We start from the raw sequence: 25,841 nt of genomic DNA on the forward strand, positions 1-25,841 counted from the left end.
AAGTCACGCCAGCTGTCGATAGTCTTCGCGCAGGCTCGGGCTGGTCACCCGTTGCTGGATGAAGTCGGCGCTCAGCTCGATCACCCGCTGGTATTGCAGGTCCACGGTGATCATGTGGTAGCAGTTGTCCAGGAGGATCTTGGTCACCGGGCCGCCGAGCTTGCGCTCCACGTAGTCGGCATTCCAGGTACTGGTGATGTCGTCTTCGCTGGAGTGCAGGACCAGGGCCGGGGTCATGATCGACGGCATGCGTTTCTTGACCACGGCGTTCATCCGGTGCAACTCGCGCACCGTCACGCCCTCCATGGTCAGGAGTCCGGCATCGCTGCTGGCGCCGGCCTTCATCTGCTTCTCGACGATGGCCCGCAGGCGTTCGTTCTTGATGCCGTAGGGTGGTTTTTCCTCGAAGCGGCAGATATGCACGCCGAACGGGATCTTCATCAGCAGCGGGGTCAGGAACGCCAGCTTGTTGATGCTCCAGCCGTCGTACTTGAGGGTGGTGGAATACATCAGCAGGCCGCTGATCCGCCCCGGGTGCTCGGAGGCCAGGTACATCGACATCACCGCGCCCATGGACAGGCCGCCGACGAACACCTGCTCGTGGCGTTGCTGCATGGCGGCGAAGGTCTTGCGCACGCCTTGGTACCAGTCCTGCCAGCCGGTGGCCTGCAGGTCGCTGTTGTCCCCGCAGTGCCCGGGCAGGGTCGGTACGTACACGGTGCACGTACCGTCCTTGGCCAGGCCCTGGGCCACCCGACGGAGTTCCGTCGGGGTGCCGGTCAGGCCATGGATCAACAAGATCCCGACCTGACCCGTGCCGAGAACGAAGCCGGCGTCGCCTTCGCCCAGATCGATCTCAGCCATGCTCATCGCTTCATGGCCCGATCCAGCAGGCGGTCCAGCAGGGCCAGCCCCAGATCGATTTCCGCGTAGCTGATTTCCAGCGATGGCGCCAGAGTGATCACGTTCTTGTAGTAGCCGCCCACGTCGAGGATCAGGCCCAGGCGCTGGCCGTCGATGACGATGTCGCCCTTCATGCCTTCCTCGACCATGTAGTCCAGGGTCGCCTTGTCCGGGGTGAAGCCGTCGGTGGTGCAGATCTCGCAGCGCAGGGCCAGGCCCAGGCCGTCGACGTCGCCGATGATCGGGTAGCGCTTCTGCAGGTCCTTGAGGCCTTCGAGGAAGTACTTGCCCTTCTCCATGACCATCGCGCCGTAGTCGATCTCGCTGGTCATCTTGAACATTTCCAGGCCCACGGCGGTGCCCAGCGGGTTGGAGGCGAAGGTGGAGTGGGTCGAGCCTGGCGGGAACACGCCCGGGTTGATCAGCTCTTCACGGGCCCAGATGCCGCCCAGCGGGTTGAGGCCGTTGGTCAGTGCCTTGCCGAACACGATCACGTCAGGCTGGACGTCGAAGTGCTCGATCGACCACAGCTTGCCGGTACGGTAGAAGCCCATCTGGATTTCGTCGACCACCAGCAGGATGCCGTGCTGATCCAGCACTTGCTTGAGCTCGCGGTAGAAGTTCATCGGCGGGATCACGTAGCCGCCGGTGCCCTGGATCGGCTCGGCGTAGAATGCTGCGTATTCGCTCTGGCCGACCTTCGGGTCCCAGACCCCGTTGTATTCGGTTTCGAACAGACGGGCGAACTGCTTCACGCAGTGGCTGCCGTACTCTTCCTTGGTCATGCCTTTCGGGCCGCGGAAGTGGTACGGGAACGGAATGAACTGCGCACGCTCGCCGAAGTGGCCGTAGCGGCGGCGGTAGCGGTAGCTGGAGGTGATGGACGAGGCGCCCAGGGTACGACCGTGGTAGCCGCCTTCGAAGGCGAACATCAGGCTCTTGCCGTTGCTGGCGTTACGCACGACTTTCAGCGAGTCCTCGACGGACTGCGAACCACCGACGTTGAAGTGCACGCGACCGTCGAGGCCGAACTTCTTCTTGGCGTCGACCGCGATCATTTCCGACAGCTCGATCTTGCCTTTGTGCAGGTACTGGCTGGCGATCTGCGGCAGGGTGTCGATCTGCTGCTTCAGGGCGTTGTTCAGGCGCGGGTTGGCGTAGCCGAAGTTCACCGCCGAGTACCACATCTGCAGGTCGAGGTAGGCCTGGTCTTCGGTATCCCAGACGTAGGAGCCTTCGCAGCGGCTGAAGATGCGCGGGGGTTCGATGTAGTGGACGGTATCGCCGTAGGAGCAGTACTTGGCTTCTTTTTCCAGAAGGACCTGGTCTTCTGCGGTAGCGATGCGGATATCAGACATGGTGGAAGAGTTCCTGGGTTTCAAGAGAGAAAGTGGTGGCGTTGGCGGCTTCGCGCGGCAGCTTGGCCAGCAGCGCCGGCAGTTCGGCGAAGGAGTCGAAGCGCGCGTAGGGAATGGCGTTGCGTTCGCAGTACTCGGCCAGGCGGCCCTTGGCGAAGACGAAGTCGGCGGTGGAGGCCACGCACATGTCGGACTGGCCGTCGCCGATCACCAGCACGCGTTTGCCGCGCGGGGTGGACTTGCACTTGCAGTTGCCGGAAGCGGCCCGGCAAGCGTCGCTGGAATACGGGAAGTCGATGCGCCAGCTGTTGTGGTCGACCTGGCGCAGGCGGTTGGCGAGGATCGGCAGCAGGGTCACGTAGTTGCGCGCCAGGATGCGGGCAATGCCCTGTTCGATGCCGTCGCTGACCACTTCGATGGTGGCGCCCAGGCCGATCACATGGTCGACGAAGTCAGGGAAGTCGGGGTCGATCTCGACACTGTCGAAGTAGCCCAGCAATTCGGCGGGCGAGGCCTTGACCAGGGCCAGTTGGCGACTGAGGCATTCCCGGGAGCCGATATGACCGTCCAGCCACTCTTGCTCGATGGTTTCCCAGCTTGGGTCGGCGAAGCGTTGGAGGACGTTATCGATCACGTCGGCGCGGGAGATGGTCCCGTCGAAGTCACATACGATATGCCAGTGCATCATCTGCTGTTACCTGTTGAATAAGAGCGTTGTGTACGCTTGTGGCAGAGGTAGAGCAGGGACTGTGCCAAGTAGGGGAAACCCAGCGGGGCTGGGGCTTTGCTTGGAAGGGCAGGCGATTTGTAGCTTGGTAGCTACAATTTTTGTAGCTTGCTACAAACAACATCAGTGCTTGCGCTCGAGGCTGTCCGTGGTGATTGATGCGCGCATTTTCAGATAAGGAATTTCATTCATGCCAAGGTTCACCTTCCCCTCCCTCCTGGCCGGCCTGCTGTCGCTGGGCCTTGCCTGTAGCGCCTGGGGCGACTCCGGCATCACTGGCGAAGCGGGCCTGGGCATCGGCTACCAACCCCACGACCCTACGGCCAGCCGCTACGACACCACGCCCTTGCCCTACCTGGACCTGGACTGGGGCGATGTCAGCCTGAGCACCGACGACGGCCTGACCTGGGATGCCTTCAAGAGCAATGGCTGGAGTGCCGGGCCCTACATCAATTACCTGCAGGGGCGTAATGCCGACGGCTCGTTGCGCGGGTTGCGGGACGTGCCGGACATGGCCGACGTCGGTGGTTTCGTGCAGTACGCCCCGGATGATTTCTGGCGCGTGTTCGCCGCCGTGGGCCAGGCCGTGGGCGGTTCCGGTGGCCAGGGCGGCATGCTGGGCAAGGTGGGCGCCGAGATCGGCTACCCCTTGGGCATGGGCATCATCGGCAGCAACAACCTGACCCTGCACTTTGCCGATGCCCGGCAGAACCAGACCTTCTTCGGTGTCAGCACCAAGGAGTTCCTGGCCTCTGGCATCCAGCGCTATGACGCCGGCGGTGGCCTGCAGAACTTCACCCTGACCCAGAACATCCAGGTCCCGCTGGGGCGCAACTGGTCGCTGGTGGCCAGCGCCAGCTGGATCCGCCTGGTCAACTCGGCGGCCGACAGCACCATCGTGCGCGACAAGGGCCACGTCAACCAGGGACAAGTACAGACCGCCATCAGCTACCGTTTCTGAGGGCTTTGCAGCCTGGCGCCCGGGGCTGGACCAGCCACGGGCGCCGCCAGGAGGAAAACTGGTCTGGCCTTTGCAACAGGCGCCATGAATTCAATTTCTCAGGAAGTTCTTCATGGCCCGTCCTGCCTATCGTTTGCTCGCCTATTCCCTCTGGGACCTGATCCCGATCGTCATGGCCCTGGCGCATTTCGCCTTCGTCCTGTGGCTGGTGCTGGATTTCCACGCGCTGTCCTGGTGGATCATCATCCCGGCCGCGCTGCTGTACGCCGTCAGCCTGTCGTGGAGCATCAACAGCATTTCCCACAACCAGATCCACAACGCCTACTTCACGCCCTCCTGGATGAACCGCGCCTTCGACCTGCTGCTGTCGGTGACCATCGGTTTTTCCCAGACCCTGTACCGCGACATCCATAACCGCCACCACCGGGGCAACTCCGACCTGCCGGACGCCAATGGCAAGACGGTCGATCCGCTGTCGATCTACCTGCATGGCAAGAACGGCCAGCCGGACAACCCATGGGCCTATACCTTCCTCAGTTTCTTTCGCGATGATCCGAAGGAGATCTACCAGCAAATGCAGCGCAAGCGCCCGGACGATGCCCGCTGGGTGAAAGTGGAAATCGCCGTGACCGTGGCCTTCTACCTGGCCCTGGCGCTCTTCGACTGGCACGCGGTGCTGGTGCTGTTGCCGTTCTGGTACCTGGGCCAGTCGCTGTCGTCGCTCAATGGCTACTACGAGCACCTGGGCGGTAATCCCGACCTGCCGATCGCCTGGGGCGTGAGTTCCTATAGCCCGCTGTACAACCTGATCTGGATGAACAACGGCTACCACGCCGAGCACCACTACCGGCCGAAGATGCACTGGACCAAGGTCAAGGCCTTCCATCGCCAGATTCGCGAGGAACAGCGTGCGGCGGGGGTGAAAGTGATCCCGGTGTCCCACGGACTGGGCTTTTTGGTTTCCCGCCGCAAGTAACCTGTAGCTGCCGCCGAAGGCTGCGCACGACCGCGCAGCTGCCGCAGGAGGCTGAAGTCTGAAGGTCCTGATGACCTTGTCGCAGCCTGGCGGCAGCGGCTACACGAAGCCGATCCTGTACCGCTGCCGAAGGTTGCGCAGCGGGCGCAGGGTGTTTTCAGGCTTCCTCCCCTTCGGCCAGCAGGGCGATCCCGCCCATGATCACGAAGACCCCGAGCCAGTGCAGCGGGTTGATCTGCTCGCCCAGCATCAGCCAGGAGCCCAGCAGCACTACCACATACACCAGGGCGCTCAGGGGAAAGGCCAGGGACAGGCTGCTGCGCCGCAGGATCAGCATCCAGACGAAGAATGCGCCGATGTAGCAGGCGATCGCCGTCAGCACCCCGGGATTGGCGACGACCGCCGCCAGCCATTGCAGGCTGAAATCCATCTGTCCCAGTTGATCGCCGCCGACCTTGGTGGCGATCTGGCCGGCCCCTTCGAAACTGATCAACAAGAACCACAGCAGCAGGGTACCCAGGCGCCCATGCAGCCAGTCGTTAGCTTGGTTCGAACTCATGAAGCGTTTCCTTGTATCGGTTGGACAGGGCTCAGGTACTGGCGACGCAGACCAGCATCACGCCGGCGGTGATTACCAGGGTACCGAGCCAGCGCCGGCGGCTGACGGTTTCCCCCAGCACCACCTTGCCCGCCAGCACCACTCCGCAATAACCCAGGGCCGCAGCCGGGAACAGCAGGCTCAGGGGGGCCCGGGACAGGGCCTCGAGCCAGACGAAAAACTCCACCACGTAGGCGCCTACCCCGCACCACAGCAGCGGGGCGTTGAACACCTGGCCCCAGAAGGCGTTCAGGCGGAAGCCGCCCTCCAGCTCCGGCAAGCGGTCCAGGCCCAGCTTGAAACACAACTGGCCGATCACATCCAGGAGGATGGAAAAGGCCACCAGCAACACGACGGTCAAGGTCATGGGAACAGCTCCTCGAACAGCGAAATCAGGGCTTCATTGGTCACCGAGTTGCGCAGCAGATCCTCCTGGCTCCAGCGTTCGGGCGGTGGCTGGTCGGACTTGGCCTCCCAGCGCTTGAAGGCATTGCTGAAGGCCGGTTGGGCGAATTCGCCGCAAACATCGATACCCAGTATCCGTTTGCGCGCGGCCAGGGCGCGGATGGCTTGCAGCAGGTGTTCCAGGCGCATGCCGCCCTGGTCCCAGTTGGTGGCGGCGTCCTCGCTGGCCAGCACGTCCTTGTCGATGGTGATCCAGACCGCCGCGGTGGGCAGGCTGGCGATCATGCCGTCGAGGAAGTCCGTCCAGTCCTGCTGGGCCAGGTTGCGCCAGTGCAGGTGCTGGTCTTGCTGCTGGTGCCCGGCGCCGTCGCCGACCCGGCCCCAGACCCGGGAGGGTTCGTGCTGCCAGGGGAACAATTGCAACTTGCCGTGCTTCAAGGCGCCGAGGTTGCCGCCGCGCAGTTGCGGGTTGTGCAGGTCTTCGCTGCAGGGGCCCAGGGTGACGATGCGCTGGATATTGGGCAGTTGCAGCGCCCGGTTGACCCAGGATCCGCAATGCCGGCGCGGGGCGAAGCGCACCCAGTCCGGATGGTTGTCGAAGTGGATCAGGCTCACCGGCTCCGGCAGGTTGCGCAGGAAGGCCGGGGTCAGGTGGTGATAGTCGCCGGAGCCGACGAAGAAGATTTCCGGCTGCGGGCCGCTATGCCGGGGCCGCCGTTCGAGGCGCTCGATGAATTGGCGGTAGGTGCGCTCGGTGGACCAGAGCCGCAGCCTGGGGCCCAGGTCCAGCAGGTCGATGCGTTGCGCCTGGCCACTTTGCAGGCGCCGGGTGATGGGCTCCTGGGCGGTCAGGCTGTGGTCGAGATCTAGAATGTTCAAGGTGTACTTTACCCATGGCAGCGCCCCCCGGGAAACTGCGTGATCAGGCTGGAACGCAGGCCAGGCGGGCTTTGCCGGGTAAATGCAAGGGTCGGGCCAGGGCCGCATATGGACCTGCCCGGGCGGGCCTCAGGCGTGGATCCGGACCCAGACGCCGACCAGGATGCTGGCGGCCATCAGCCAGGCCACTGCGGCCACCGCCAGAGACGCCTCCAGGCGCAGGCGGTCGATCATCAAGTACAGGGTCGCCAGGTAGACGAAGTAGGGAATGATCGACCACATGCCGAACAGGATGGTGGTCTTCAGGTCATCGAGCGAACGGTCTTTGCCGACGATGTAGTGGGCGATCAGGGCGAAGGTCGGGAACAGTGGTACCAGCCCGGCAATGTAGTAGTTCCGGGTCTTGGCCAGTGCCGCGAGAATTACCACCACAGCCGCGCCCAGCGCGGCTTTCAACAACAGGTCCATGGATAGGGCGTCTTGGGGTCAGTGGCTCAGGCCGTACTTCTTGACCTTGTCGAACAGCGTGGTCTTGGCCATGCCCAGCTCCTGGCTGGCCTGGGTCAGGTTACCGCCGCTGCGTTGCAAGGCATCGTTCAACAGGTTGCGTTCGAAGGCTTCCACCGCCTCGGCGAAGCCCAGGCCCTGGCCGCTGCCACTGCCGGATTTCTTGAAGGCCGGCAGGCCCAGGGCGAAGCGCTCGGCGACGTTGCGCAATTCGCGCACGTTGCCCGGCCAGTCGTGGCTCATCAGGTTCGACAGGGTCTGGTTGTCCAGCTCTGGCGCCACGCGGTCGAAGCGCAGGGATGACTGCTGCAGGAAGTGCTCGAACAGTTGCAGGATGTCTTCGCGCCGCTCGCGCAGGGGTGGCAGCTCCAGGGTCACCACGTTGAGGCGGTAGTACAGGTCGCTGCGAAACTCCTTGGCCTGGCTCAACTGGTTGAGGTCCGACTTGGTCGCGGCGATCACCCGGCAGTCCACGGCCACGCTCTGGTTCGAGCCCAGGCGCTCCAGGGTACGCTCCTGCAGCACCCGCAACAGCTTGATCTGCAAGTTGATGGGCATGCTTTCCACTTCATCGAGGAACAGCGTGCCCTGGTGAGCGTGCTCGATCTTGCCGATGCGCCGCTTGCCGGCACCGGTGAAGGCGTTGGCCTCGTGGCCGAAGATTTCGCTCTCGAACAGGTTTTCCGGCAGGCCGCCGCAGTTCAAGGCGACGAACTGTTGCTGGTGGCGCCGACTGAAGTCGTGCAGGCACCGGGCGACCAGTTCCTTGCCAGTGCCGGTCTCGCCTTCGATCAGTACGTTGGCCGAGGTGTCGGCGACGTTGGCGATCAATTCCCGCAGGTTCTGCATCGCTGGCGAGCGGCCGATGATTCGCCCCTCCAGGGAGCTGCGTTCGGCCAGCTGGCGCCGTAGTGAACTCACTTCACGGGCCAGGCCCCGCTGTTCCAGGGCGCGGCGAGCCACTTCCACCAGGCGCTCGGGGGAAAACGGCTTTTCCATGAAGTCGTAGGCGCCGTTCTGCATCGCCCCCACCGCCATGGAGATGTCGCCATGGCCGGTGATCAAGACCACCGGCAGGCTGCGATCGCGAGCCTTGAGGCGGGTCAGCAGTTCCAGGCCGTCGATGCCCGGCAGGCGGATGTCGCTGACCACGATGCCGGGAAAGTTGTCCCCGACCTGGGCCAGGGCATCTTCGGCGCTGCCTACGCCGATGCAGGGAATGTCTTCCAGGGCCAGGGCCTGTTGGCAACCCAGCAGGACATGGGGGTCGTCTTCGACGATCAGCACGGTCAGCTCGTGGTTCATATCGGCTCGGCTCGATTAGGGCTTGCCAGGGGCAAGCTGAGGACAAAGGCGGTGCCGCCGCTTGCCGGATGTTCCACCCCCAGGCTGCCGCCGGTGGCGGCGGCGAGGCTGGCGGACAGGGTCAGGCCCAGTCCCAGCCCCTGTTCGCCGGGTTTGGTGGTGAAGAAGGGTTCGAACAGATGCTTGCGTGTCTCGGGGTCGATGCCATGGCCGTTGTCCCGTACCCGCAGGCGGTACTTGCCGTCGGCGGATTCGCCTTCGAGCCAGAGCTGCGGCGCCGGCTGTGCCTGCATGGCATCCAGGGCGTTGCCTATGAGGTTGACCAGGATCTGCTCCAGGCGTGTCTGGTCGATCTGCAGGGTCTGCTCGGCGAAGTCGCGATGCAGTTGCAGGGGCAGCGGTTCCAGGCGCGCGCCGAGGACTTGCAAGGCGGCGTCCACCGCCTTGCCCAGGCTGGCCTGGCCCTGGTCGTCGCCACGACGGGCGAAGGAGCGCAGGCTGGCGGTGATGCGCCCCATGCGGTCGATCAGTTCATTGATGGTCTTGAGGTTGGCGCTGGCGGTGTCCAGGGCGCCGCGCTCGAGGAAGCGCACGGTGTTGCCCGATAGCGTGCGCAGCGCTGCCAGCGGCTGGTTGAGTTCGTGGGCGATGCTGGTGGACATCTGGCCGATGGCTGCCAGCTTGCCGGCCTGGACCAGCTCGTCCTGGGCCCGGCGCAGGGTCTCCTCGGCTTGGCGGCGCTCACGGATCTGCGCTTTGAGCCGTTCGTTGCTGGCGCGCAGGTCGGCGGTGCGCTCGGTGATCCGTCGTTCGAGCTGGCTGTTGGCTTCCTGCAAGGCCTCGCGGGCGGCCAGGCGGGTGGCGATGACCTTGCGCCGTTCGTTCCAGGCGATCATCAGGAAAGCCACCAGGGCGAAGGCCACGGCCACCAGGATGCCCTGGTTGATGGCTTCGCGGCGCAGATCCTGCAAGGGCGTCAGCAGGGTGAAATTCCACGGGGTGTCGCTCAGGGGCCGAGTCTGGGACAGGTAGCTGATGGGCTGTTCGTCGTCCGCCAGCTCGGTATTGGCGGGGAAGGTGAGTTTCTCCACGCCCTCGTCCAGGCGCTCGCGGGCCAGGGGTTCCAGTTCGTTGAGCGGGAACCAGTAGTACTGCAGGCTGCGGGCCAGGCGTTCCTTGGTGTCGTCGCTCAGGGGGCGGACCGACTTGAGGCGGCGGCTCGGATCGCTGGAGAGGATGATGATGCCGTTCTCGTCGCTGACGAAGGCTTCCATGCGCGCCCGTTGCCAGCGTTCCTCCAGGGCTTCGAGGCGGACCTTGACCACCGCCACGCCGATGATCTTGCCTTGCTCTTCCAGGCCGTGGGCCAGGTAGTAGCCGGGCTCGCCACTGGTGCTGCCGATGCCGTAGAAGCGCCCGGGGTAACCGCGCACGGCGTTCTGGTAGTAGGCCCGGAACGACAGGTCTTCGCCCAGGTAGCTGTCGACATCGCGCCAGTTGCTGGTGGCCAGTACTCGGCCGGTGGTGTCCATGACATAGATGGCCCGGCTGCGGCTGCGCCGGTTCAAGCCTTCGAGGTACTGGTTGACCGCCTGGCGGTGCTCCGGCGAAGGGTCGGCCAGCAATTGCGAGACACTGGATTCCAGCTCCAGCAGGCTGGGCAGGTAGGTGTACTTGCTGATCTCGCTCTCTACGGCGCGGGCATGCAGCTCCAGTTGGCGCGCGCCGTTTTCACCCAGGGTGCGGATGCCGTTGTGCTCGCTGATCCAGAATCCGGCGTAGCCCAGGGCGGCCATCAGGGCGATGACCAAAGGCGGCAGCAACAGATGACGGATCAGACGGGGTTTCACGGCGAGTGATGGCGGCGTGGCGCGATAGAGAGTGGGGTCGCATTTCATCACAGATGCCTTGGGTCAACCAGCATGGCGACAGGACGCACTCGCGCTCGGCCCGGGGGCCGTCGTAGAGCGCTGGGTGCGTTGTGCCAGGCAAGATCCGTTCGCAGGTTGGGGGTCGCCAGGCGACCCCGTGGGAGCAGGCTCCCTTGCCACGAGGGCGGGCGGAACGCCGCCGTATCAGTGCTGCAGGATCTTCTCGAGGAAGTGCTGCGCACGTTCGGAGCGGGCGTTGATGTCGCCGAAGAACTCTTCCTTCTGGCAGTCCTCGATGATCTGGCCCTTGTCCATGAAGATCACTCGGTTCGCCACCTTGCGGGCAAAGCCCATTTCGTGGGTCACGCACATCATGGTCATGCCTTCGTTGGCCAGTTGCACCATCACATCCAGCACTTCGTTGACCATTTCCGGGTCCAGGGCCGAGGTCGGTTCGTCGAACAGCATGACGATCGGGTCCATGGCCAGGGCGCGGGCGATGGCCACACGTTGTTGCTGGCCGCCGGAAAGCTGACCCGGATGTTTGTGGGCGTGGGCAGCCAGGCCCACCCGCTCGAGCAATTGCAGGCCTTTCTTGGTGGCCTCTTCCTTGCTGCGGCCCAGGACCTTGATCTGGGCGATGGTCAGGTTCTCGGTGATGCTCAGGTGCGGGAACAGTTCGAAGTGCTGGAACACCATGCCCACCCGCGAGCGCAGCTTGGGCAGGTCGGTCTTGGGATCGGCGATGGACGTACCATCGACCACGATGTCGCCCTTCTGGAAAGGCTCCAGGGCATTGACGCACTTGATCAGGGTCGACTTGCCCGAACCGGACGGCCCGCAGACCACCACCACCTCACCTTTCTTGACCTCGGTGCTGCAGTCGGTCAGTACCTGGAAGTCCCCATACCACTTGTTGACGTTTTTGATAGAGATCATACGGCGAACCTTTTTTGCAGACGCTTGACCAGCAGCGAGGCGGCGAAGCTGATTGTGAAATACACCAGACCGGCGAAGATCAGGAATTCATTGGAGCGGCCGATGATGTCGCCGCTGGAGCGCGAGGCGTTGAGGAAGTCCACCAGGCCCACGGTGTACACCAGGGAGGTGTCCTGGAACAGGATGATGCTCTGCTGCAGCAGCAGCGGGGTCATCTTGCGGAACGCCTGGGGCAGGATGATCAGGCGCATGGTCTGGCCGTAGGTCATGCCCAGGGCCTGGGCGGCGCCCATCTGGCCCTTGGGAATCGACTGCACGCCGGCCCGGACGATTTCGCAGAAGTACGCCGCTTCGAACATCATGAAGGCCACGATGCACGAGGTGAACGCGCCGATCGGGGTGTCTTCGCCGGTGATCCAGCGCAGCACGAAAGGCACCGCCAGGTAGAACCAGGTGATCACCAGCAGCAGCGGGATCGAGCGGAAGTAGTTGACGTAGGCGCCGGCGATGTTCGCCAGCAGTTTGTTGTGGGACAGGCGCATCAGGGCCAGCAGGGTGCCGAGGATGATCCCCCCGACCACGCCCAGGACCATCAGCTTGAGGGTCATCAGCATGCCGTTCCACAGGCCGGGAATGGCCGGGACGATGCCCGAGAAGTCGAATTCCATTATTTACCTCCCACGGAGATCAAGCCGGGGACCGAGACTTTCTTCTCCACCAGGCGCATCAGCAGCATCAGGCTCATGTTCAGGGTGAAGTAGATCAGGGTGGCCAGGGTGAAGGCTTCGAACAGGTTGGCCGAGAACTCGGCGGTCTGCTTGGTCTGGGCCAACAGCTCCATCAGGCCGATCAGCGAGGCCACGGAAGAGTTCTTGAAGACGTTGAGGAATTCCGAGGTGAGCGGCGGAATGATGATCCGATAGGCCTGGGGCAGCAGCACGTTCCAGTAGATCTGCGGCAGCTTGAAGCCCAGGGCGCGAGCGGCGGACTCCTGGCCGCGGGGCAGGGCCTGGATACCGGTGCGCACTTGTTCGCAGACCCGGGCGGCGGTGAACAGGCCCAGGCAGACGACGACGCTCAGGTAGGCCGAGGTGGTCGGGTTGAGATCCTGCTTGTACCAGTCCTGCAGGTTCTGCGGCAGCAGGTCGGGCACCAGGAAGTACCAGATGAACAGCTGCACCAACAGGGGCACGTTGCGGAAGATCTCCACGTAGACAGTGGCGATGCCCGACACCAGGCGGTTCGGCACGGTACGCATGACCCCCAGGATCGATCCCAGTATCAGTGCGATGATCCAGGCCACCACGGCGATGGCGATGGTCCAGCCCAGTCCGGAGATGAACCAGTCGAGATAGGTCTCGCTGCCCACGCCGGTGGACTTGAAGAACACGCCCCAGTCCCAGTTGTAATTCATTGGGGTTACCCCTCAGATCGTTCGATGTACTACAAGCACCCGCCTGGGGAGATCCGTTCCCTTCTGGCCAGGACGGCCAGGCACGCGCTATCGGCTCGACAACCACCGGTGCGAGTGTTTCCAGAATGTGCCAGCAGGTAGTGACAGGCTCCTGAAGAGGCCAGGGGCCCCTCAGGAGTAAGGTTAGTCAGGAATCAGGACTTTTTGTCGTCAGCCGCTTTGTCGGTCGGATTGGCGATCAGGGCCTTGAGCTCGTCGCTCATCGGGAACATCAGGTTCAGGCCTTTTGGCGGGATCGGCGATTGGAACCACTTGTCGTAGATCTTGTTGATTTCGCCCGATTTGTAGGTAGCGACGATGGCGTCGTCCACGGCTTTCTTGAAGGGAGCATCACCCTTGCGGACCATGCAGCCGTAGATTTCGTAGGACTGGGGGGTACCGGTCACGGCCCAGTCGGTAGGCTTCTTGGCCTTGGCCATCTCACCGGCCAGCAGGGCGTCGTCCATCATGAAGGCGACGGCACGGCCCGATTCCAGCATCTGGAACGACTCGCCGTGGTCCTTGGCGGAGATCACGTTCATGCCCATCTGCTTGTCGGCGTTCATGGCCTTGAGGATACGCTCGGAGGTGGTACCGGCGGTGGTTACCACGTTCTTGCCCTTCAGGTCGGCGAAGTCCTTGTAGGTGGAGTCCTTCTTGGACAGCAGGCGGGTACCGATCTCGAAGATGCCGACCGAGAAGTCGACCTGTTGCTGGCGCTCGACGTTGTTGGTAGTGGAGCCGCACTCGACGTCCACGGTGCCGTTCTGTACCAGCGGGATACGGGTCTGGGAGGTGACCAGGTTGTACTTGACCTTGAGGTCAGGCATGTCGAGGTCTTTCTTGAGCGCTTCGACGATCTTCAGCTGGATGTCGTGGGAGTAGCCGACCGGTACGCCGGAAGCGTCAGCGATATAGGAAAACGGAATGGAAGCGTCGCGATGTCCGAGGGTGATGGTGCCGGACTCTTTGATTTTCTTCAGTGTGCCGGTGAGCTCGGCAGCGAGAACTGGAGTGCTAATCAGAGCTGCAGCGATAGCTGCGCCCAACAGCTGGGGAACGATGCGCATCAATATTTCCTCGACATTTGTTTTTTTTATGAAGCCAGTTCGACGGCTCTTTTATACAGCGAATGCCTTGACGGCTCCTGTTGTGTTGGCACGACAGGCATTCGTCGAACAGTGTAGAGCATGAGTCGTGCCAGACCAGTAGATAACGATCAACTATTTGATTTTAAAGGGAATTAAATATTCGTGACGAAACCCGCCTAGCCAGGCTATCCGGTTAACCGAACTACCCCGCAAGCAGCGTTCGGAAAACCGAACGCTCGGCATCGGCTCGCTTGAGCTCTTCGGTGCCGCGAATGTCCGCTGTACAGGCACAAAAAAGCCCCTGGACCTCAAGGTGCAGGGGCTGGTTGGGCTAGAGGTTCAAGCGGCCTTGATCTTGCCGCGATTGTGCTCGACTTTTTCCAGGTATTCCCGCAGTTGCTGCTGTTCCTGTTCGGTGGTGAACAGCCCCAGCTTGCTGCGGCGCCAGAGGATGTCCTCGGCCTTGAGCGCCCATTCCTCGCTGCACAGGTAGTCCACTTCGCGGCTGTAGAGGCCGCCGCCCAGGTGTTCGCCCATGTCGCCCAGACCTTGCACGCCTTCCAGCAGGCGCCAGGTGCGGCTGCCGTAGGTGGTGGCCCAGCGCCGGGCAATCTGGCTGGGCACCCAGTCATATTGGCTGCGGATGGCTTCGGCCAGGGCTTGCGGCGTGCTCATGTCCTCGCCGCCGGGCAGGCTGGTCTGGGCCGTCCAGCTTGGCTTGGCGTGCTTGAAGTAAGGGGCCAGCTGGGCCATGGCCGATTCCGCCAGCTTGCGGTAGGTGGTCAGCTTGCCACCGAACACCGACAGCAGGGGCGCCTCGTCACCACTGCCGGACAGGGCCAGGGTGTAGTCACGGGTGACCGCCGACGGGTTGTCGGACTCGTCGTTGCACAGCGGACGAACCCCGGAATAGGTGTGCAGGATGTCGTCGCGGCTCAGTTGTTTCTTGAAGTGGGCGTTGACCACTTGCAGCAGGTAGTCGGTTTCCCCCTCGGTGATCGCCACCTTGGCCGGATCGCCGGTGTATTCGCGGTCGGTGGTGCCGATCAGGGTGAACTGGTCGAGGTAGGGAATGGTGAAGACGATGCGCTGGTCCTCGTTCTGCAGGATATGCGCGTGCTCGCCTTCGTACAGCCTGGGCACGATCAGGTGGCTGCCCTGGATCAGGCGGATGCCGTAGGGCGATTCCAGCTTCAGGTCGTCCTTGATGAACTTGGCGACCCAGGGGCCGGCAGCATTCACCAGGGCCTTGGCGGTGATGGAGAACAGGCTGCCGTCGGCACGCTCCAGGTCCAGCTGCCACAGGCCCTTGCTACGACGGGCGCTGACGCAGCGGGTCTGGGTATGCACGTGGGCGCCATGTTCACGGGCGGACATGGCGTTGAGCACTACCAGGCGGGCGTCGTCGACCCAGCAGTCGGAATATTCGAAGCCCCGGGTGATCTGCGCTTGCAGTGCGCTGTCGGCACCGAACTTCAGGCCGCGCGAGCCGGCGAGTTTCTCGCGCTTGCCCAGGTGATCGTAGAGGAACAGGCCGGCGCGGATCATCCAGGCCGGGCGCAGGTGAGGGCGGTGCGGCAGGACGAAACGCATCGGCTTGACGATGTGCGGGGCCTTGGCCAGCAACACCTCGCGTTCGGCCAGGGCCTCGCGCACCAGGCGGAATTCGTAGTGCTCCAGGTAGCGCAGGCCACCGTGGATCAGCTTGCTGCTGGCGGAGGAGGTGTGGCTGGCCAGGTCGTCCTTTTCACAAAGGAACACGGACAGGCCGCGACCCGCCGCATCCGCGGCAATTCCAACACCATTGATCCCACCGCCAATGACGGCGATATCGTAAACCTCGGAGAGAGGGCGCGCGGGCAAGGTAGAAGTGGGCATCAGCAAGCCTCGTGTTGCTTTGATATTTGAATTCGAACATTAATGTTCATTTACGAAAATATTAGCGGATAAGGAACGGTACATCCAGCGTGTTTCGATTGAAAAAACTGATCGGAAAACCGCTAAAGGAAAGTTTTCGAACATTACCGAGGGGTAACTGTAGCTGCTGTGCCGTTGGGCGGCGGGCACGCAGGCGCGCCGATACCCAGCCTGGTGGCGGGATATCGTTCGAATGCGCGAGCGGTGTAGGGAGGGGGGGAGGCGGTCTCAGACCACTTCGAGGCGGATCTTGTGCTGGTTGAGCAGTTGGGTCAGGGCCGGCACCGGTTGCTGGTCGGTCACCAGGCAATCGATCAGGCTGATCGGGCCCAGGCGGATCATCGCGTTGCGGCCGAACTTGCTGGAGTCGGCGGCCAGGATCACTTGCCGGGCGTTGGCGATAATCGCCTGGGAGACCCGCACTTCCTGGTAGTCGAAGTCCAGCAGGCTGCCGTCTTCGTCGATGCCGCTGATGCCCACCAGGGCGAAATCCACCTTGAACTGGTTGATGAAGTCGACGCTGGCCTGGCCCACCACGCCGCCGTCGCGCCGGACATTGCCGCCGGTCAGCAGCACGTCGAAATCATCCTTGGCACTGAGCATCGAGGCCACGTGCAGGTTGTTGGTGATGATCTTCAGGTGGCTGTGGTTGAGCAGGGCGCGGGCGATGGATTCGGTCGTGGTGCCGATGTTGATGAACAGCGAGGCATGGTCGGGGATCTGGGCGGCAACGGCTTCGCCGATGCGTTGTTTCTCATCGCGCATCTGGTCGGCGCGCATGGCGTAGGCGGTGTTTTCTACGCTGGAGTCATAGGCCGCGCCACCGTGGTAGCGACGCAACAGGTTGGCTTCCGCCAGCTGGTTGATATCGCGGCGGATGGTCTGCGGGGTGACGACGAACAGCTGGGCCAATTCCTCGATGCTGACATAGCCGCGTTCGCGGACCAGGTCGAGGATTTGCTGCTGACGGGGAGGCAGATTCATGGGGCTTCCTTTGGGCTGCCGTGCAAAATTTGCCCATGATGCCGCAGGAATCCGCTCCCTACCAGTTGCCAGGCCGGGTGACGGCGAGTGCCGTGCCTCGAAAACCGGTCCGCACACCTTACCTGCGGCAGGTGGTGGATGCGGCTATGCCGGTTCGTTGCGCAGCCCCGCAGGTCATGGGGGCTGCCCAGGTTGCCTGGAGATGGAGTCCAGGATCTGGCTTATTTGGCCTCGTCGTGGGGTTCCCAGTCGCGGGTGCGGCTGACGGCTTTCTTCCAGCCCGCATACAGCTCTTCTTTTTCCGCTTCGGCCAGTTGTGGTTCGAACTCGCGCTCGATCACTGCCTTGCCGCGCAGTTCTTCCAGGCTGCCCCAGAAACCGCAGGCCAGGCCTGCCAGGTAGGCGGCGCCCAGGGCGGTGGTTTCACGCATTTGCGGACGCTCCACCTGGGTGCCGAGAATGTCGGCCTGGAACTGCATGAGGAAGTTGTTGGCCACGGCGCCGCCGTCCACGCGCAGGGCCTTGAGGCGCTCGCCGGAGTCCTGTTGCATGGCGTCGAGTACATCGCGGGTCTGGTAGGCGATGGATTCCAGGGCGGCGCGGATGATGTGGTCCACGCGCACGCCACGGGTCAGGCCGAACAGCGCGCCACGGGCGTAGGGGTCCCAGTAGGGCGCGCCCAGGCCAGTGAAGGCCGGTACCAGGTACACGCCGTTGCTGTCCTTGACCTTGCCGGCGAAGTATTCGGTGTCGTGGGCGTCGTTGATGATCTTCAGCTCGTCACGCAGCCATTGCACGGTGGAGCCGCCGTTGAATACCGCGCCTTCCAGGGCATAGGCCACTTCGCCGCGTGGGCCGCAGGCGATGGTGGTGAGCATGCCGTGCTGGGACTTCACTGCCTTGTCGCCGGTGTTCATCAGCAGGAAGCAGCCGGTACCGTAGGTGTTCTTGGCTTGGCCCGGCTCGACGCACATCTGGCCGAACAGCGCCGCTTGCTGGTCGCCGGCGATACCGCCGATGGCGATGCCGCTCTTGGTACGGCCGTAGATTTCCGAGGAGGACTTAACTTCCGGCAGCATCTCGCGCGGGATGTCCAGCACTTCCAGCATCTTCGCGTCCCACTCCAGGGTATGGATGTTGAAGAGCATGGTGCGCGAGGCGTTGGTGTAGTCGGTGACGTGGGTCTTGCCGCCGGTGAATTTCCAGATCAGCCAGCTATCGATGGTGCCGAACAGCAGTTCGCCGTTGCGGGCGCGCTCGCGGCTGCCTTCGACGTTATCGAGGATCCACTTGAGCTTGGTGCCGGAGAAGTAGGGGTCGGTGACCAGGCCGGTGGTCTCGCGGATATAGTCTTCCAGGCCGTCACGCTTGAGTTGCTGGCAGATCTCGGTGCTGCGTCGGCATTGCCAGACGATGGCGTTGTAGACCGGGCGGCCGGTGTTCTTGTCCCAGACCACGGTGGTTTCACGCTGGTTGGTGATACCGATGGCAGCCACCTGGTCATGGTGCAGGCCGGCTTGTGCCAGGGCCTCGACCATCACCGCGCTCTGGGTGGCGAAGATTTCCATGGGGTCATGCTCGACCCAGCCGGCTTGTGGGTAGTGCTGGGCGAACTCGCGCTGGGCGGTGCAGACCACGTTGGCGTCGCGATCGAAAATGATGGCTCGGGAGCTGGTCGTACCCTGATCGAGGGCAATGATGTAGTTCTTATTCTGAATGTCGGTCATGTCGATTGCCTTGGACGAAATAAGGGAGTGGAAACAGGCGCGGGATCGATTCGGGCAGGATCCCGCGCCAGCGGATTCAGGAAGCCTTGACCTTGCCGTCAGCGGCTGGTTCGGTTTGCGCAGCCGGCGCGGCATCGGGCAGGTGGCGGGCAATCAGGCCGCGATAGGCTGCTGCGCCGAGGCAGGCACCCAGGATCGGGGCGAAGATCGGCACCAGGAAATACGGGATATCACGGCCACCGGTGAAGGAGATTTCACCCCAGCCGGTGAAGAACGTCATCAGTTTAGGACCAAAGTCCCGCGCCGGGTTCATCGCAAAGCCGGTCAGCGGGCCCATGGCGCTGCCGATCACGGCGATCAACAGGCCGATCAGCAGCGGTGCCATGGGGCCGCGCGGCAGGCCGTTGTTGTCGTCGGTCAGGGACATGATCACGCCCATCAGGATCGCGGTGATCACCACTTCCACCAGGAAAGCCTGGGCGGTGCTCAGGGCCGGGTTGGGGAAGGTGGAGAACACCGAGGCCAGTTCCAGGCTCGCCTGGGAACCACGGACCATCTGGTGGGCTTGTTCGAAATCGAAGAACAGGTTGCTGTACAGCGTGTAAACCAACAGGGCGGCGCAGAAGGCGCCAGCGACCTGGGCCAGGATATAGAACGGCAGTTTGCGCTTTTCAAAGTCGGCGAACAGGCACAGGGCGATGCTCACGGCGGGGTTCAGGTGTGCGCCGGAAACACCGGCGGTCAGGTAGATCGCCATGCTCACGCCGATCCCCCAGATGATGCTGATTTCCCACAGGCCGAAGCTGGCGCCCGCGACCTTGAGCGCGGCGACGCAACCGGTACCGAAGAAGATCAATAGCGCAGTACCCAGGAACTCGGCCATGCACTGGCCCGATAGCGATGGTTGTTGCAGAGCAGTTGTCATTGTGAACCTCGGTTTTTGTTGTTGTCTGGCGCTGCTGCAAAAGGCATGGAGCGCGACTTCCAACGACGACGGAATCCCCATTCCGGCCTCGTCTTGCTACTGGGTGCCAACTTGGATCTACCGCATGATATTCAGAAACGAAAAAATATAGACAAGAAACACCGCTGTCAAAGGTCGAAAGTGAACGAGTGGTCATTTTATAGATATCAGTCAAATGAATGCTTTGCGGGGGTTGTGCCAAGACTGACAGCGATGGTCGCGCGGTCGTGGTGGGGCGTTGGTTTTCAAGGCTCGGAATAGAGCCTTTTGTCGACGAATAACCTAAAATCCGGGTGCTTTGTTTTGCCTTTCATCATTGCCCTGGAGCTGCCATGACCCCTGCACTGGACCTGCTGAAAAAAGTTCGCGCCGAACATCGCATCCACAGTTATGAACACGATCCCAAGGCGGCCTCCTACGGCCTGGAAGCGGCGGAGAAACTCAGCCTGGATCCGGCACAGGTGTTCAAGACCTTGCTGGCCAGTAGCGAAAAGGGCGAGTTGCTGGTGGCGGTGGTGCCGGTCGTAGGCAGTCTCGACCTGAAGGCCCTGGCCCATGCGGCGGGGGTGAAGAAAGCCGAGATGGCCGATCCGGCCGCTGCCCAGCGTGCCACCGGCTATTTGCTGGGGGGGATCAGCCCGCTGGGGCAGAAGAAGCGCTTGCGTACCTTCATCGACAACAGCGCACAGCCCTTTGCCAGCATCTTCGTCAGTGCCGGTCGCCGTGGTCTGGAAGTGGAGTTGTCGGCAGCGGTGCTGGCCGAGCATACCCAGGCCAAGTTCGCCGATATCGGGCGAGACTGAACCGGGAGACGTGAATGCAAGGCCGGCTGCCGTGTTATGCGGCAGCCGGCTTTTTGCGTCAGTGGGCGTTGCTGTAGCGGCGCACGCCAGAATCGTTTGCAGCGATCTGTGCGGCGGTGCTGCCCGAGGCCTGGAACAGCACCAGGTGTTCGGCGGCCACGCGGATGCCCACATCGGCTCCGACCTGGTGGTCGGCGTGGCTCGGGAAGATCGACTCCAGCTGGCTGCCGGTGGGCAGTTGCAGGCGATAGAGGGTCGAGGCGCCGAGGAAGGTCTTGCCCACTACCCGGGCCTTGAGGGTGCTGTCCGGTGCGTGGACGATGTCGTCCGGGCGCAGCAGCACATCCACCGCGCCGCCGGTCGGCCAAGTGTAGGCACGGTTGCCCTGCAGCATTCCCAGTTCGGTCTGCACCGACTCCGGGCTGCTCAACTGGCCACGAATGAAATAGCCCTGGCCGATGAAGCTGGCGACGTAAGGAGTCTGTGGCTCGTGGTAGAGGTTGTAGGGTGTGTCCCACTGCTCCAGTCGGCCCTCCTTGAATACCCCTACCTGGTCGCTCACGGCGAACGCTTCTTCCTGGTCGTGGGTAACCAGGATGGCGCTGGTGCCGCGGGTCTTGAGGATATCGCGCACCTCATGGCTGAGCTTGCGACGCAGTTCGCCATCGAGGTTGGAGAAGGGTTCGTCGAGCAGCAGCAACTGCGGTTCGGGAGCCAGGGCGCGGGCCAGGGCCACCCGCTGTTGCTGGCCGCCGGACAGCTCGTGGGGGAAGCGCTGGCCCAATTGCTTGAGGTTGACCAGTTCCAACAGTTCGGCGACTACCCGGTCCTTCTGCGGATGCTTGCGGATGCCGAAGGCGATGTTGTCCGCCACCGATAGATGCGGGAACAGCGCGTAGTCCTGGAACACCATGCCGATCCGGCGTTTTTCCGGGGCCAGGGTGAAGCCGGCGCTGGAAATGGTTTCCCCGGCCAGCTGGATTTCCCCTTCGTGCACCGGTTCGAAGCCGGCGATGGCCCGCAGGGTGGTGGTCTTGCCGCAACCGGAGGAGCCCAGCAGGCAGCCGATGTCACCGGCGTTGAGGTGCAGGTTGAGGTTCTGCACCACGCGCTGGTCCTGGTAGCCGCAGGCGAGGTTGCGCAGGTTCAGTAGCAATGGTTGGCTCATGCGTGGTGGTACGCCGGCTCGACGAGGAACTCGAGCAGGGCCTTTTGTGCGTGGAGGCGGTTTTCCGCCTGGTCCCAAGCCACCGAACGTGGATCGTCCAGCAGGTCGAGGCTGATTTCTTCGCCGCGGTGGGCGGGCAGGCAGTGCATGAACACCACATCCGGTGCTGCCAGGTCGAGCAGGGCCCGGTTGACCTGGAACGGGGCGAACAGCTCGAGGCGCTTGGCGGTTTCCTCTTCCTGGCCCATGGAGGTCCAGACGTCGGTGCTCACCAGATGGGCGCCCTGTACCGCTTCCCGAGGATCACGGACGATGGTCACGCGCTCGCCGGCCTGGGCGACGAACCTTGGGTTGGGTTCATAACCTTCCGGGCAGGCGATGCGCAGCTGGAAGTCGAACTGGATGGCCGCTTCTATATAGCTGTTGCACATGTTGTTGCCGTCGCCGATCCAGGCCACGGTCTTGCCCTGGATCGAGCCGCGATGCTCGAGGAAGGTCTGCATGTCGGCCAGCAGTTGGCAGGGATGCAGGTCATCGGACAGGCCGTTGATCACCGGGACGCGGGAGTTGGCCGCGAACTCGGTCAGGGTGCTGTGGGCGAAGGTGCGGATCATCACGGCGTCGAGCATGCGCGACATGACGATGGCGCAATCGCTGATGGGTTCGCCGCGTCCCAGTTGGGTATCGCGTGGCGACAGGAAGATCGCCTGGCCGCCCAGTTGGATCATGCCGGCTTCGAAGGACAGGCGGGTACGGGTCGAGGACTTTTCGAAGATCATGCCCAGCACACGATTCTTCAAGGGCTCGAAGAGTACGCCGCGGTTACGCAGGTCCTTCAGCTCGACGCCTCGACGGATCACACTGACCAGCTCATCGGGCGTGCAATCCATCAGGGAGAGAAAGTGCCTTGCGCTCATCATTAACTACCTTTTTGCCACGGACCGCAGATTCTCTAGGCCTTGTTTTATCGAACAATAGGCTGGACCTGCGGCGGAAGCCGCACGGGGCGACGAAATGGGGAAGGCGCGATCTTATAATTAAATGTCGCGTATTACCAATAGTGCTACGGCGATCAAGGGTGTTCACAGGAGCCGGGACGCGAACGCGTCGGCATTTTCAAGATCAGTTTCCAGGCAGCAGCCGGGCATTTGTACACTGCCCCGGCACGGCTTGGCAATCGAAGGGACGCTGCCCGCGGGGCCGTGGTCGCTTTCTGACCCATGGGCCGTGGATCTGCCGGCCAGGTGAGCCTCGGTCGCCAACCTGAAACATTTCCTAATGCAAAGTGCTGGGGTTATAAAGGCGGATCAGCAGCCGGGAAGCGTGTGCGATGGAGTCCAAGGAGCAACAACTTATGACGCTGCTGGGGCTCACGGCCCGGGCTCTTACCGACATGACGGCCTCGGTGACCACATTTTCCTTCGAACTGCTGCGCAGCGATGACCAGGTGACCCGGGACGCGGCGCGCAAGATGATCGATCGGATGATGACCCTCAGTGCCGGCCTCGATGAACATTGGCGCCTGCTTGCCCAGTTGTCGGGCACTTATCCCGGACAAGGACCAGCGGAATCGAGAGTGCCGCTGTCCATGGACAGCCTGCCCAGGCTGCCGCCCAACTGACGGTGGCGAGCATGTCCCGGGTTGATGGTCGTGGATTCATGGGACGAACATCCCTGGCGTGCCTGGTGGACTGACGCCATAGTCCTGGCTTCCGATGCCTGATCGCAGGTGTCGTCGAACAATAGAGACTGGCCATGACCAAGACTCTCCATCACCGTGCCTGCCACCTGTGCGAAGCCATCTGCGGCCTGACCCTGGAAATCACCGAAGAGCCGGGAAGCGGCCCGCGGATCACCTCGATCAAGGGCGACCCCCAGGACAGTTTCAGCCGTGGCCATATCTGCCCCAAGGCCGTGGCCCTGCAAGACATCCAGGATGATCCGGATCGCCTGCGCCATCCGGTGCGGCGGGTCGGCAATGAATGGCAGCCGATCGAATGGGATGAGGCCTTCGCCCTGGTGGCCGAGCGCCTGGCGGATATCCAGCAGCGCCATGGCAAGGATGCGGTGGCCACCTACCAGGGCAATCCCAGCGTGCATAACTATGGGCTGATGACCCACAGCAACTACTTCCTCGGCCAGCTCAAGAGCCGCAACCGTTTCTCCGCCACTTCGGTGGACCAGTTGCCCCAGCACCTGGCCAGCTACTTGATGTATGGCCACGGCCTGCTGTTGCCGATTCCCGATATCGATCACACCGACTTCATGCTGATTCTCGGCGGCAATCCCCTGGCTTCCAATGGCAGCATCATGACCGTGCCCGACGTGGAGAAGCGCCTGAAGGCGATCCAGGCCCGGGGCGGCAAGGTGGTGGTGATCGATCCACGGCGCAGCGAGACGGCGGCGATGGCCGACCAGCATCTGTTCATTCGCCCCGGGGGCGACGTGGCCTTGCTGTTCGGCCTGCTGAACAGCATTTTTTTGGACGGCCCGATGCGCGACAGTCATCTGCAGGTGGATGGATTGGCGCAGGTGCGGGAGGCGATTTCCCGTTTCACCCCGGAGGCCATGAGCCCGTTGTGCGCGATCCCGGCGCCGCAGATCCGGCAGTTGGCCAGGGAGTTCGCCAGTGCCGACAGGGCGGTCTGCTATGGACGCATGGGCGTCTCGACCCAGGCCTTCGGCACGCTGTGCCATTGGTTGCTGCAATTGCTCAACCTGGTCACCGGCAATCTCGACCGGGTGGGCGGCGCGCTGTGTACCGAGCCGGCACTGGACCTGGTGGCGGCGACCTCGGGCGGTCACTTCAATGCCTGGCAGAGCCGGGTATCCGGACTTCCCGAATACGGCGGCGAGCTGCCGGTATCCGCCTTGGCCGAAGAGATGCTCACCGAGGGCGAGGGACAGGTCCGGGCCCTGGTTACGGTGGCGGGCAACCCGGTGCTGTCCACGCCCAATGGCCGACGCCTGGAGCAGGCCCTGGACGGCCTGGAGTTCATGGTCAGCATCGATCTGTATATCAACGAAACCACCCGTTATGCGGACCTGATCCTGCCGTCCACTTCGGCGCTGGAGAATGATCACTACGACACCACGTTCAACATGTTCGCGGTGCGTAACGTCAGTCGTTTCAACCGGGCGATATTGCCCAAGCCCGAGGGGGCTTTGCACGATTGGGAAATCTTCGTCGGCCTGGCCAAGGCGTTCGCCGCGAGAACCGGCAACAGCCTCAAGCCGACCATGGCTCCGGCGCAGATGATCGACCTGGGATTGCGTGCCGGACGTTATGGCGACGGGGCGCCGCTCAAGCTATCCCTGGCAACCCTGGACCTGCACCCCCACGGCATCGACCTGGGGCCGTTGCAGCCGAACCTGGCGCAACGCCTGAAGACCGAGAACCGACGGATCCAGGCAGCGCCAGCGGCGATCATGGCGGACCTGCAACGTTTTGCCGCACAGCCTGTACCGCAGGTGGATGAGCTGCTGCTGATCGGGCGGCGGCATGTGCGCAGCAACAATTCCTGGATGCACAATTATCATCGCCTGGTCAAAGGCAAGCCGCGCCATCAATTGCTGATGCATCCGCAAGACTTGACCCAGCGTGGCTTGAGCGATGGCCAGCGAGTACGCATCAGTTCCCGGGTTGGCACGGTGGAGGTCGAGGTACTGGCCAGCGCCGATATGATGCCGGGAGTCGTAAGCCTGCCCCATGGCTGGGGGCACGCCCGCCCGGGTGTGCAGATGGAGATCGCCAGCGGACAACCAGGCTGCAGTGCCAATGACTTGACCGATGAGCGCCATCTGGATGCGTTGTCGGGGAATGCGGCGCTCAATGGCGTGCCGGTCAAGGTGGTGGCGGCCTGAGATGTCTGTCGGAGAGGCCAAGCAGCGCGCTCAGGATTCCGTTACAATGCGCCACCGTGCCGACAACAGAGTCGGAAAGTTCAGCCGAGGTGTTCCATGGATATCATCGAAACTATTAAAGAGCAGATTGCCAACAACACCATTCTGCTTTACATGAAAGGCTCGCCGAATGCCCCACAGTGTGGCTTCTCCGCGAAAGCCGCGCAGGCCGTGATGGGGTGTGGCGAGAAGTTCGCTTACGTGGACATCCTGCAGAACCCGGAAATTCGCGCCAACCTGCCCAAGTACGCCAACTGGCCAACCTTCCCGCAACTGTGGGTCGATGGTGAGCTGGTCGGTGGCAGCGACATCATGGCGGAGATGTTCGCCAACGGTGAACTGCAGACCCTGATCAAGGCCGCTGCCGAGAAAGCAGCCGCAGCCAAGACCGAAGCCTGATCC

The 25,841-nt window shown here is 62.9% G+C and carries 25 protein-coding genes; 6 read left to right on the plus strand and 19 right to left on the minus strand.

What is annotated here, in order from left to right:
* Positions 1-3: 3 nt before the first annotated feature.
* The 3 genes from GDH07_RS18440 to GDH07_RS18450 are packed head-to-tail and all read right to left on the minus strand — an operon-like array spanning position 4 to position 2,949.
* A complete protein-coding gene (locus GDH07_RS18440) occupies positions 4-870 on the minus strand; it encodes an alpha/beta hydrolase (protein WP_022640641.1) in 867 nt (288 codons plus the stop codon).
* Positions 867-2,261: an aspartate aminotransferase family protein gene (locus GDH07_RS18445; protein ID WP_022640640.1), complete on the minus strand. Its 1,395-nt coding sequence runs from the start codon at positions 2,259-2,261 to the stop codon at positions 867-869. Before GDH07_RS18445 ends, GDH07_RS18440 begins: the two co-directional genes overlap by 4 nt.
* Entirely contained in the window at positions 2,254-2,949 is a 696-nt protein-coding gene (locus GDH07_RS18450) for an HAD-IB family phosphatase (protein ID WP_022640639.1), read from the minus strand. Before GDH07_RS18450 ends, GDH07_RS18445 begins: the two co-directional genes overlap by 8 nt.
* Positions 2,950-3,178: 229 nt before the next feature.
* Here GDH07_RS18450 and GDH07_RS18455 point away from each other — a divergent pair, with 229 nt between their 5' ends.
* Both GDH07_RS18455 and GDH07_RS18460 read left to right on the plus strand, forming a co-directional pair.
* Positions 3,179-3,949, plus strand: a complete 771-nt coding sequence (locus GDH07_RS18455; protein WP_152898471.1) for a MipA/OmpV family protein — start codon at positions 3,179-3,181, stop codon at positions 3,947-3,949.
* Positions 3,950-4,061: 112 nt separating this feature from the next.
* Entirely contained in the window at positions 4,062-4,925 is an 864-nt protein-coding gene (locus tag GDH07_RS18460) for a fatty acid desaturase family protein (RefSeq protein WP_152898472.1), read from the plus strand.
* A 157-nt stretch (positions 4,926-5,082) separates the two neighbouring features.
* Here GDH07_RS18460 and GDH07_RS18465 read toward each other — a convergent pair whose 3' ends face one another.
* From GDH07_RS18465 to GDH07_RS18530, 14 genes are all read right to left on the minus strand, one after another.
* The gene (locus tag GDH07_RS18465) at positions 5,083-5,484 is read right to left on the minus strand and encodes an EamA family transporter (RefSeq protein WP_085595101.1); all 402 of its coding nucleotides are present in this window, start codon (positions 5,482-5,484) and stop codon (positions 5,083-5,085) included.
* Positions 5,485-5,515: 31 nt separating this feature from the next.
* Positions 5,516-5,890 carry a DMT family transporter gene (locus GDH07_RS18470; protein WP_053131697.1) on the minus strand — a complete coding sequence of 125 codons (375 nt, stop codon included), beginning with the start codon at positions 5,888-5,890 and terminating at the stop codon, positions 5,516-5,518.
* Positions 5,887-6,807, minus strand: a complete 921-nt coding sequence (locus GDH07_RS18475; RefSeq protein ID WP_053131694.1) for an arginase family protein — start codon at positions 6,805-6,807, stop codon at positions 5,887-5,889. Before GDH07_RS18475 ends, GDH07_RS18470 begins: the two co-directional genes overlap by 4 nt.
* Positions 6,808-6,936: 129 nt before the next feature.
* A complete protein-coding gene (locus tag GDH07_RS18480) occupies positions 6,937-7,266 on the minus strand; it encodes a GlpM family protein (RefSeq protein WP_178124098.1) in 330 nt (109 codons plus the stop codon).
* Positions 7,267-7,293: 27 nt separating this feature from the next.
* Positions 7,294-8,619, minus strand: a complete 1,326-nt coding sequence (aauR, locus tag GDH07_RS18485; RefSeq protein ID WP_022640632.1) for a two-component response regulator AauR — start codon at positions 8,617-8,619, stop codon at positions 7,294-7,296.
* Positions 8,616-10,517: a two-component sensor histidine kinase AauS gene (gene aauS, locus GDH07_RS18490; protein WP_053131689.1), complete on the minus strand. Its 1,902-nt coding sequence runs from the start codon at positions 10,515-10,517 to the stop codon at positions 8,616-8,618. Before aauS ends, aauR begins: the two co-directional genes overlap by 4 nt.
* Positions 10,518-10,694: 177 nt before the next feature.
* Positions 10,695-11,429, minus strand: coding sequence for an amino acid ABC transporter ATP-binding protein (locus GDH07_RS18495; protein ID WP_022640630.1), 735 nt, complete (start codon positions 11,427-11,429; stop codon positions 10,695-10,697).
* Positions 11,426-12,097 (minus strand): amino acid ABC transporter permease, encoded by a 672-nt coding sequence (locus GDH07_RS18500; protein ID WP_022640629.1) that lies wholly within the window; start codon positions 12,095-12,097, stop codon positions 11,426-11,428. The genes GDH07_RS18495 and GDH07_RS18500 overlap by 4 nt, the downstream gene beginning before the upstream one ends.
* On the minus strand, positions 12,097-12,843 hold the full coding sequence (locus tag GDH07_RS18505; RefSeq protein ID WP_022640628.1) for an amino acid ABC transporter permease: 747 nt from the start codon (positions 12,841-12,843) through the stop codon (positions 12,097-12,099). Before GDH07_RS18505 ends, GDH07_RS18500 begins: the two co-directional genes overlap by 1 nt.
* 194 nt (positions 12,844-13,037) lie before the next feature.
* Positions 13,038-13,952 carry a glutamate/aspartate ABC transporter substrate-binding protein gene (locus tag GDH07_RS18510; protein ID WP_022640627.1) on the minus strand — a complete coding sequence of 305 codons (915 nt, stop codon included), beginning with the start codon at positions 13,950-13,952 and terminating at the stop codon, positions 13,038-13,040.
* A gap of 360 nt (positions 13,953-14,312) precedes the next feature.
* Positions 14,313-15,851, minus strand: a complete 1,539-nt coding sequence (gene glpD / locus GDH07_RS18515) for a glycerol-3-phosphate dehydrogenase (RefSeq protein WP_152898474.1) — start codon at positions 15,849-15,851, stop codon at positions 14,313-14,315.
* Between the two features lie 267 nt (positions 15,852-16,118).
* The gene (locus GDH07_RS18520; RefSeq protein ID WP_011063123.1) at positions 16,119-16,874 is read right to left on the minus strand and encodes a DeoR/GlpR family transcriptional regulator; all 756 of its coding nucleotides are present in this window, start codon (positions 16,872-16,874) and stop codon (positions 16,119-16,121) included.
* 221 nt (positions 16,875-17,095) lie between these two features.
* The gene (gene glpK / locus GDH07_RS18525; RefSeq protein WP_022640625.1) at positions 17,096-18,601 is read right to left on the minus strand and encodes a glycerol kinase GlpK; all 1,506 of its coding nucleotides are present in this window, start codon (positions 18,599-18,601) and stop codon (positions 17,096-17,098) included.
* A 76-nt stretch (positions 18,602-18,677) separates the two neighbouring features.
* Positions 18,678-19,526: an MIP/aquaporin family protein gene (locus tag GDH07_RS18530; protein ID WP_152898475.1), complete on the minus strand. Its 849-nt coding sequence runs from the start codon at positions 19,524-19,526 to the stop codon at positions 18,678-18,680.
* Positions 19,527-19,897: 371 nt separating this feature from the next.
* Between GDH07_RS18530 and ybaK the strand changes: the two genes are divergently transcribed.
* Positions 19,898-20,368, plus strand: a complete 471-nt coding sequence (gene ybaK, locus GDH07_RS18535; protein ID WP_022640623.1) for a Cys-tRNA(Pro) deacylase — start codon at positions 19,898-19,900, stop codon at positions 20,366-20,368.
* A gap of 58 nt (positions 20,369-20,426) precedes the next feature.
* Here ybaK and GDH07_RS18540 read toward each other — a convergent pair whose 3' ends face one another.
* Both GDH07_RS18540 and argF read right to left on the minus strand, forming a co-directional pair.
* Positions 20,427-21,536 carry an ABC transporter ATP-binding protein gene (locus tag GDH07_RS18540; protein ID WP_031320416.1) on the minus strand — a complete coding sequence of 370 codons (1,110 nt, stop codon included), beginning with the start codon at positions 21,534-21,536 and terminating at the stop codon, positions 20,427-20,429.
* Complete coding sequence (gene argF, locus GDH07_RS18545; protein WP_031320415.1) at positions 21,533-22,453, minus strand: ornithine carbamoyltransferase; 921 nt, start codon at positions 22,451-22,453, stop codon at positions 21,533-21,535. The genes GDH07_RS18540 and argF overlap by 4 nt, the downstream gene beginning before the upstream one ends.
* Positions 22,454-22,866: 413 nt before the next feature.
* Between argF and GDH07_RS18550 the strand changes: the two genes are divergently transcribed.
* The 3 genes from GDH07_RS18550 (at position 22,867) to grxD (ending at position 25,838) form a co-directional block, all read left to right on the plus strand.
* Positions 22,867-23,157, plus strand: coding sequence for a hypothetical protein (locus GDH07_RS18550; RefSeq protein WP_152898476.1), 291 nt, complete (start codon positions 22,867-22,869; stop codon positions 23,155-23,157).
* Between the two features lie 134 nt (positions 23,158-23,291).
* On the plus strand, positions 23,292-25,400 hold the full coding sequence (locus GDH07_RS18555) for a molybdopterin oxidoreductase family protein (RefSeq protein ID WP_152898477.1): 2,109 nt from the start codon (positions 23,292-23,294) through the stop codon (positions 25,398-25,400).
* A 96-nt stretch (positions 25,401-25,496) separates the two neighbouring features.
* Positions 25,497-25,838 carry a Grx4 family monothiol glutaredoxin gene (gene grxD, locus GDH07_RS18560; RefSeq protein WP_022640619.1) on the plus strand — a complete coding sequence of 114 codons (342 nt, stop codon included), beginning with the start codon at positions 25,497-25,499 and terminating at the stop codon, positions 25,836-25,838.
* Positions 25,839-25,841 lie beyond the last annotated feature (3 nt).

The sequence above is a fragment of the Pseudomonas piscis genome (genome assembly GCF_009380155.1).
In the GTDB taxonomy this organism is placed as follows: domain Bacteria; phylum Pseudomonadota; class Gammaproteobacteria; order Pseudomonadales; family Pseudomonadaceae; genus Aquipseudomonas; species Aquipseudomonas piscis.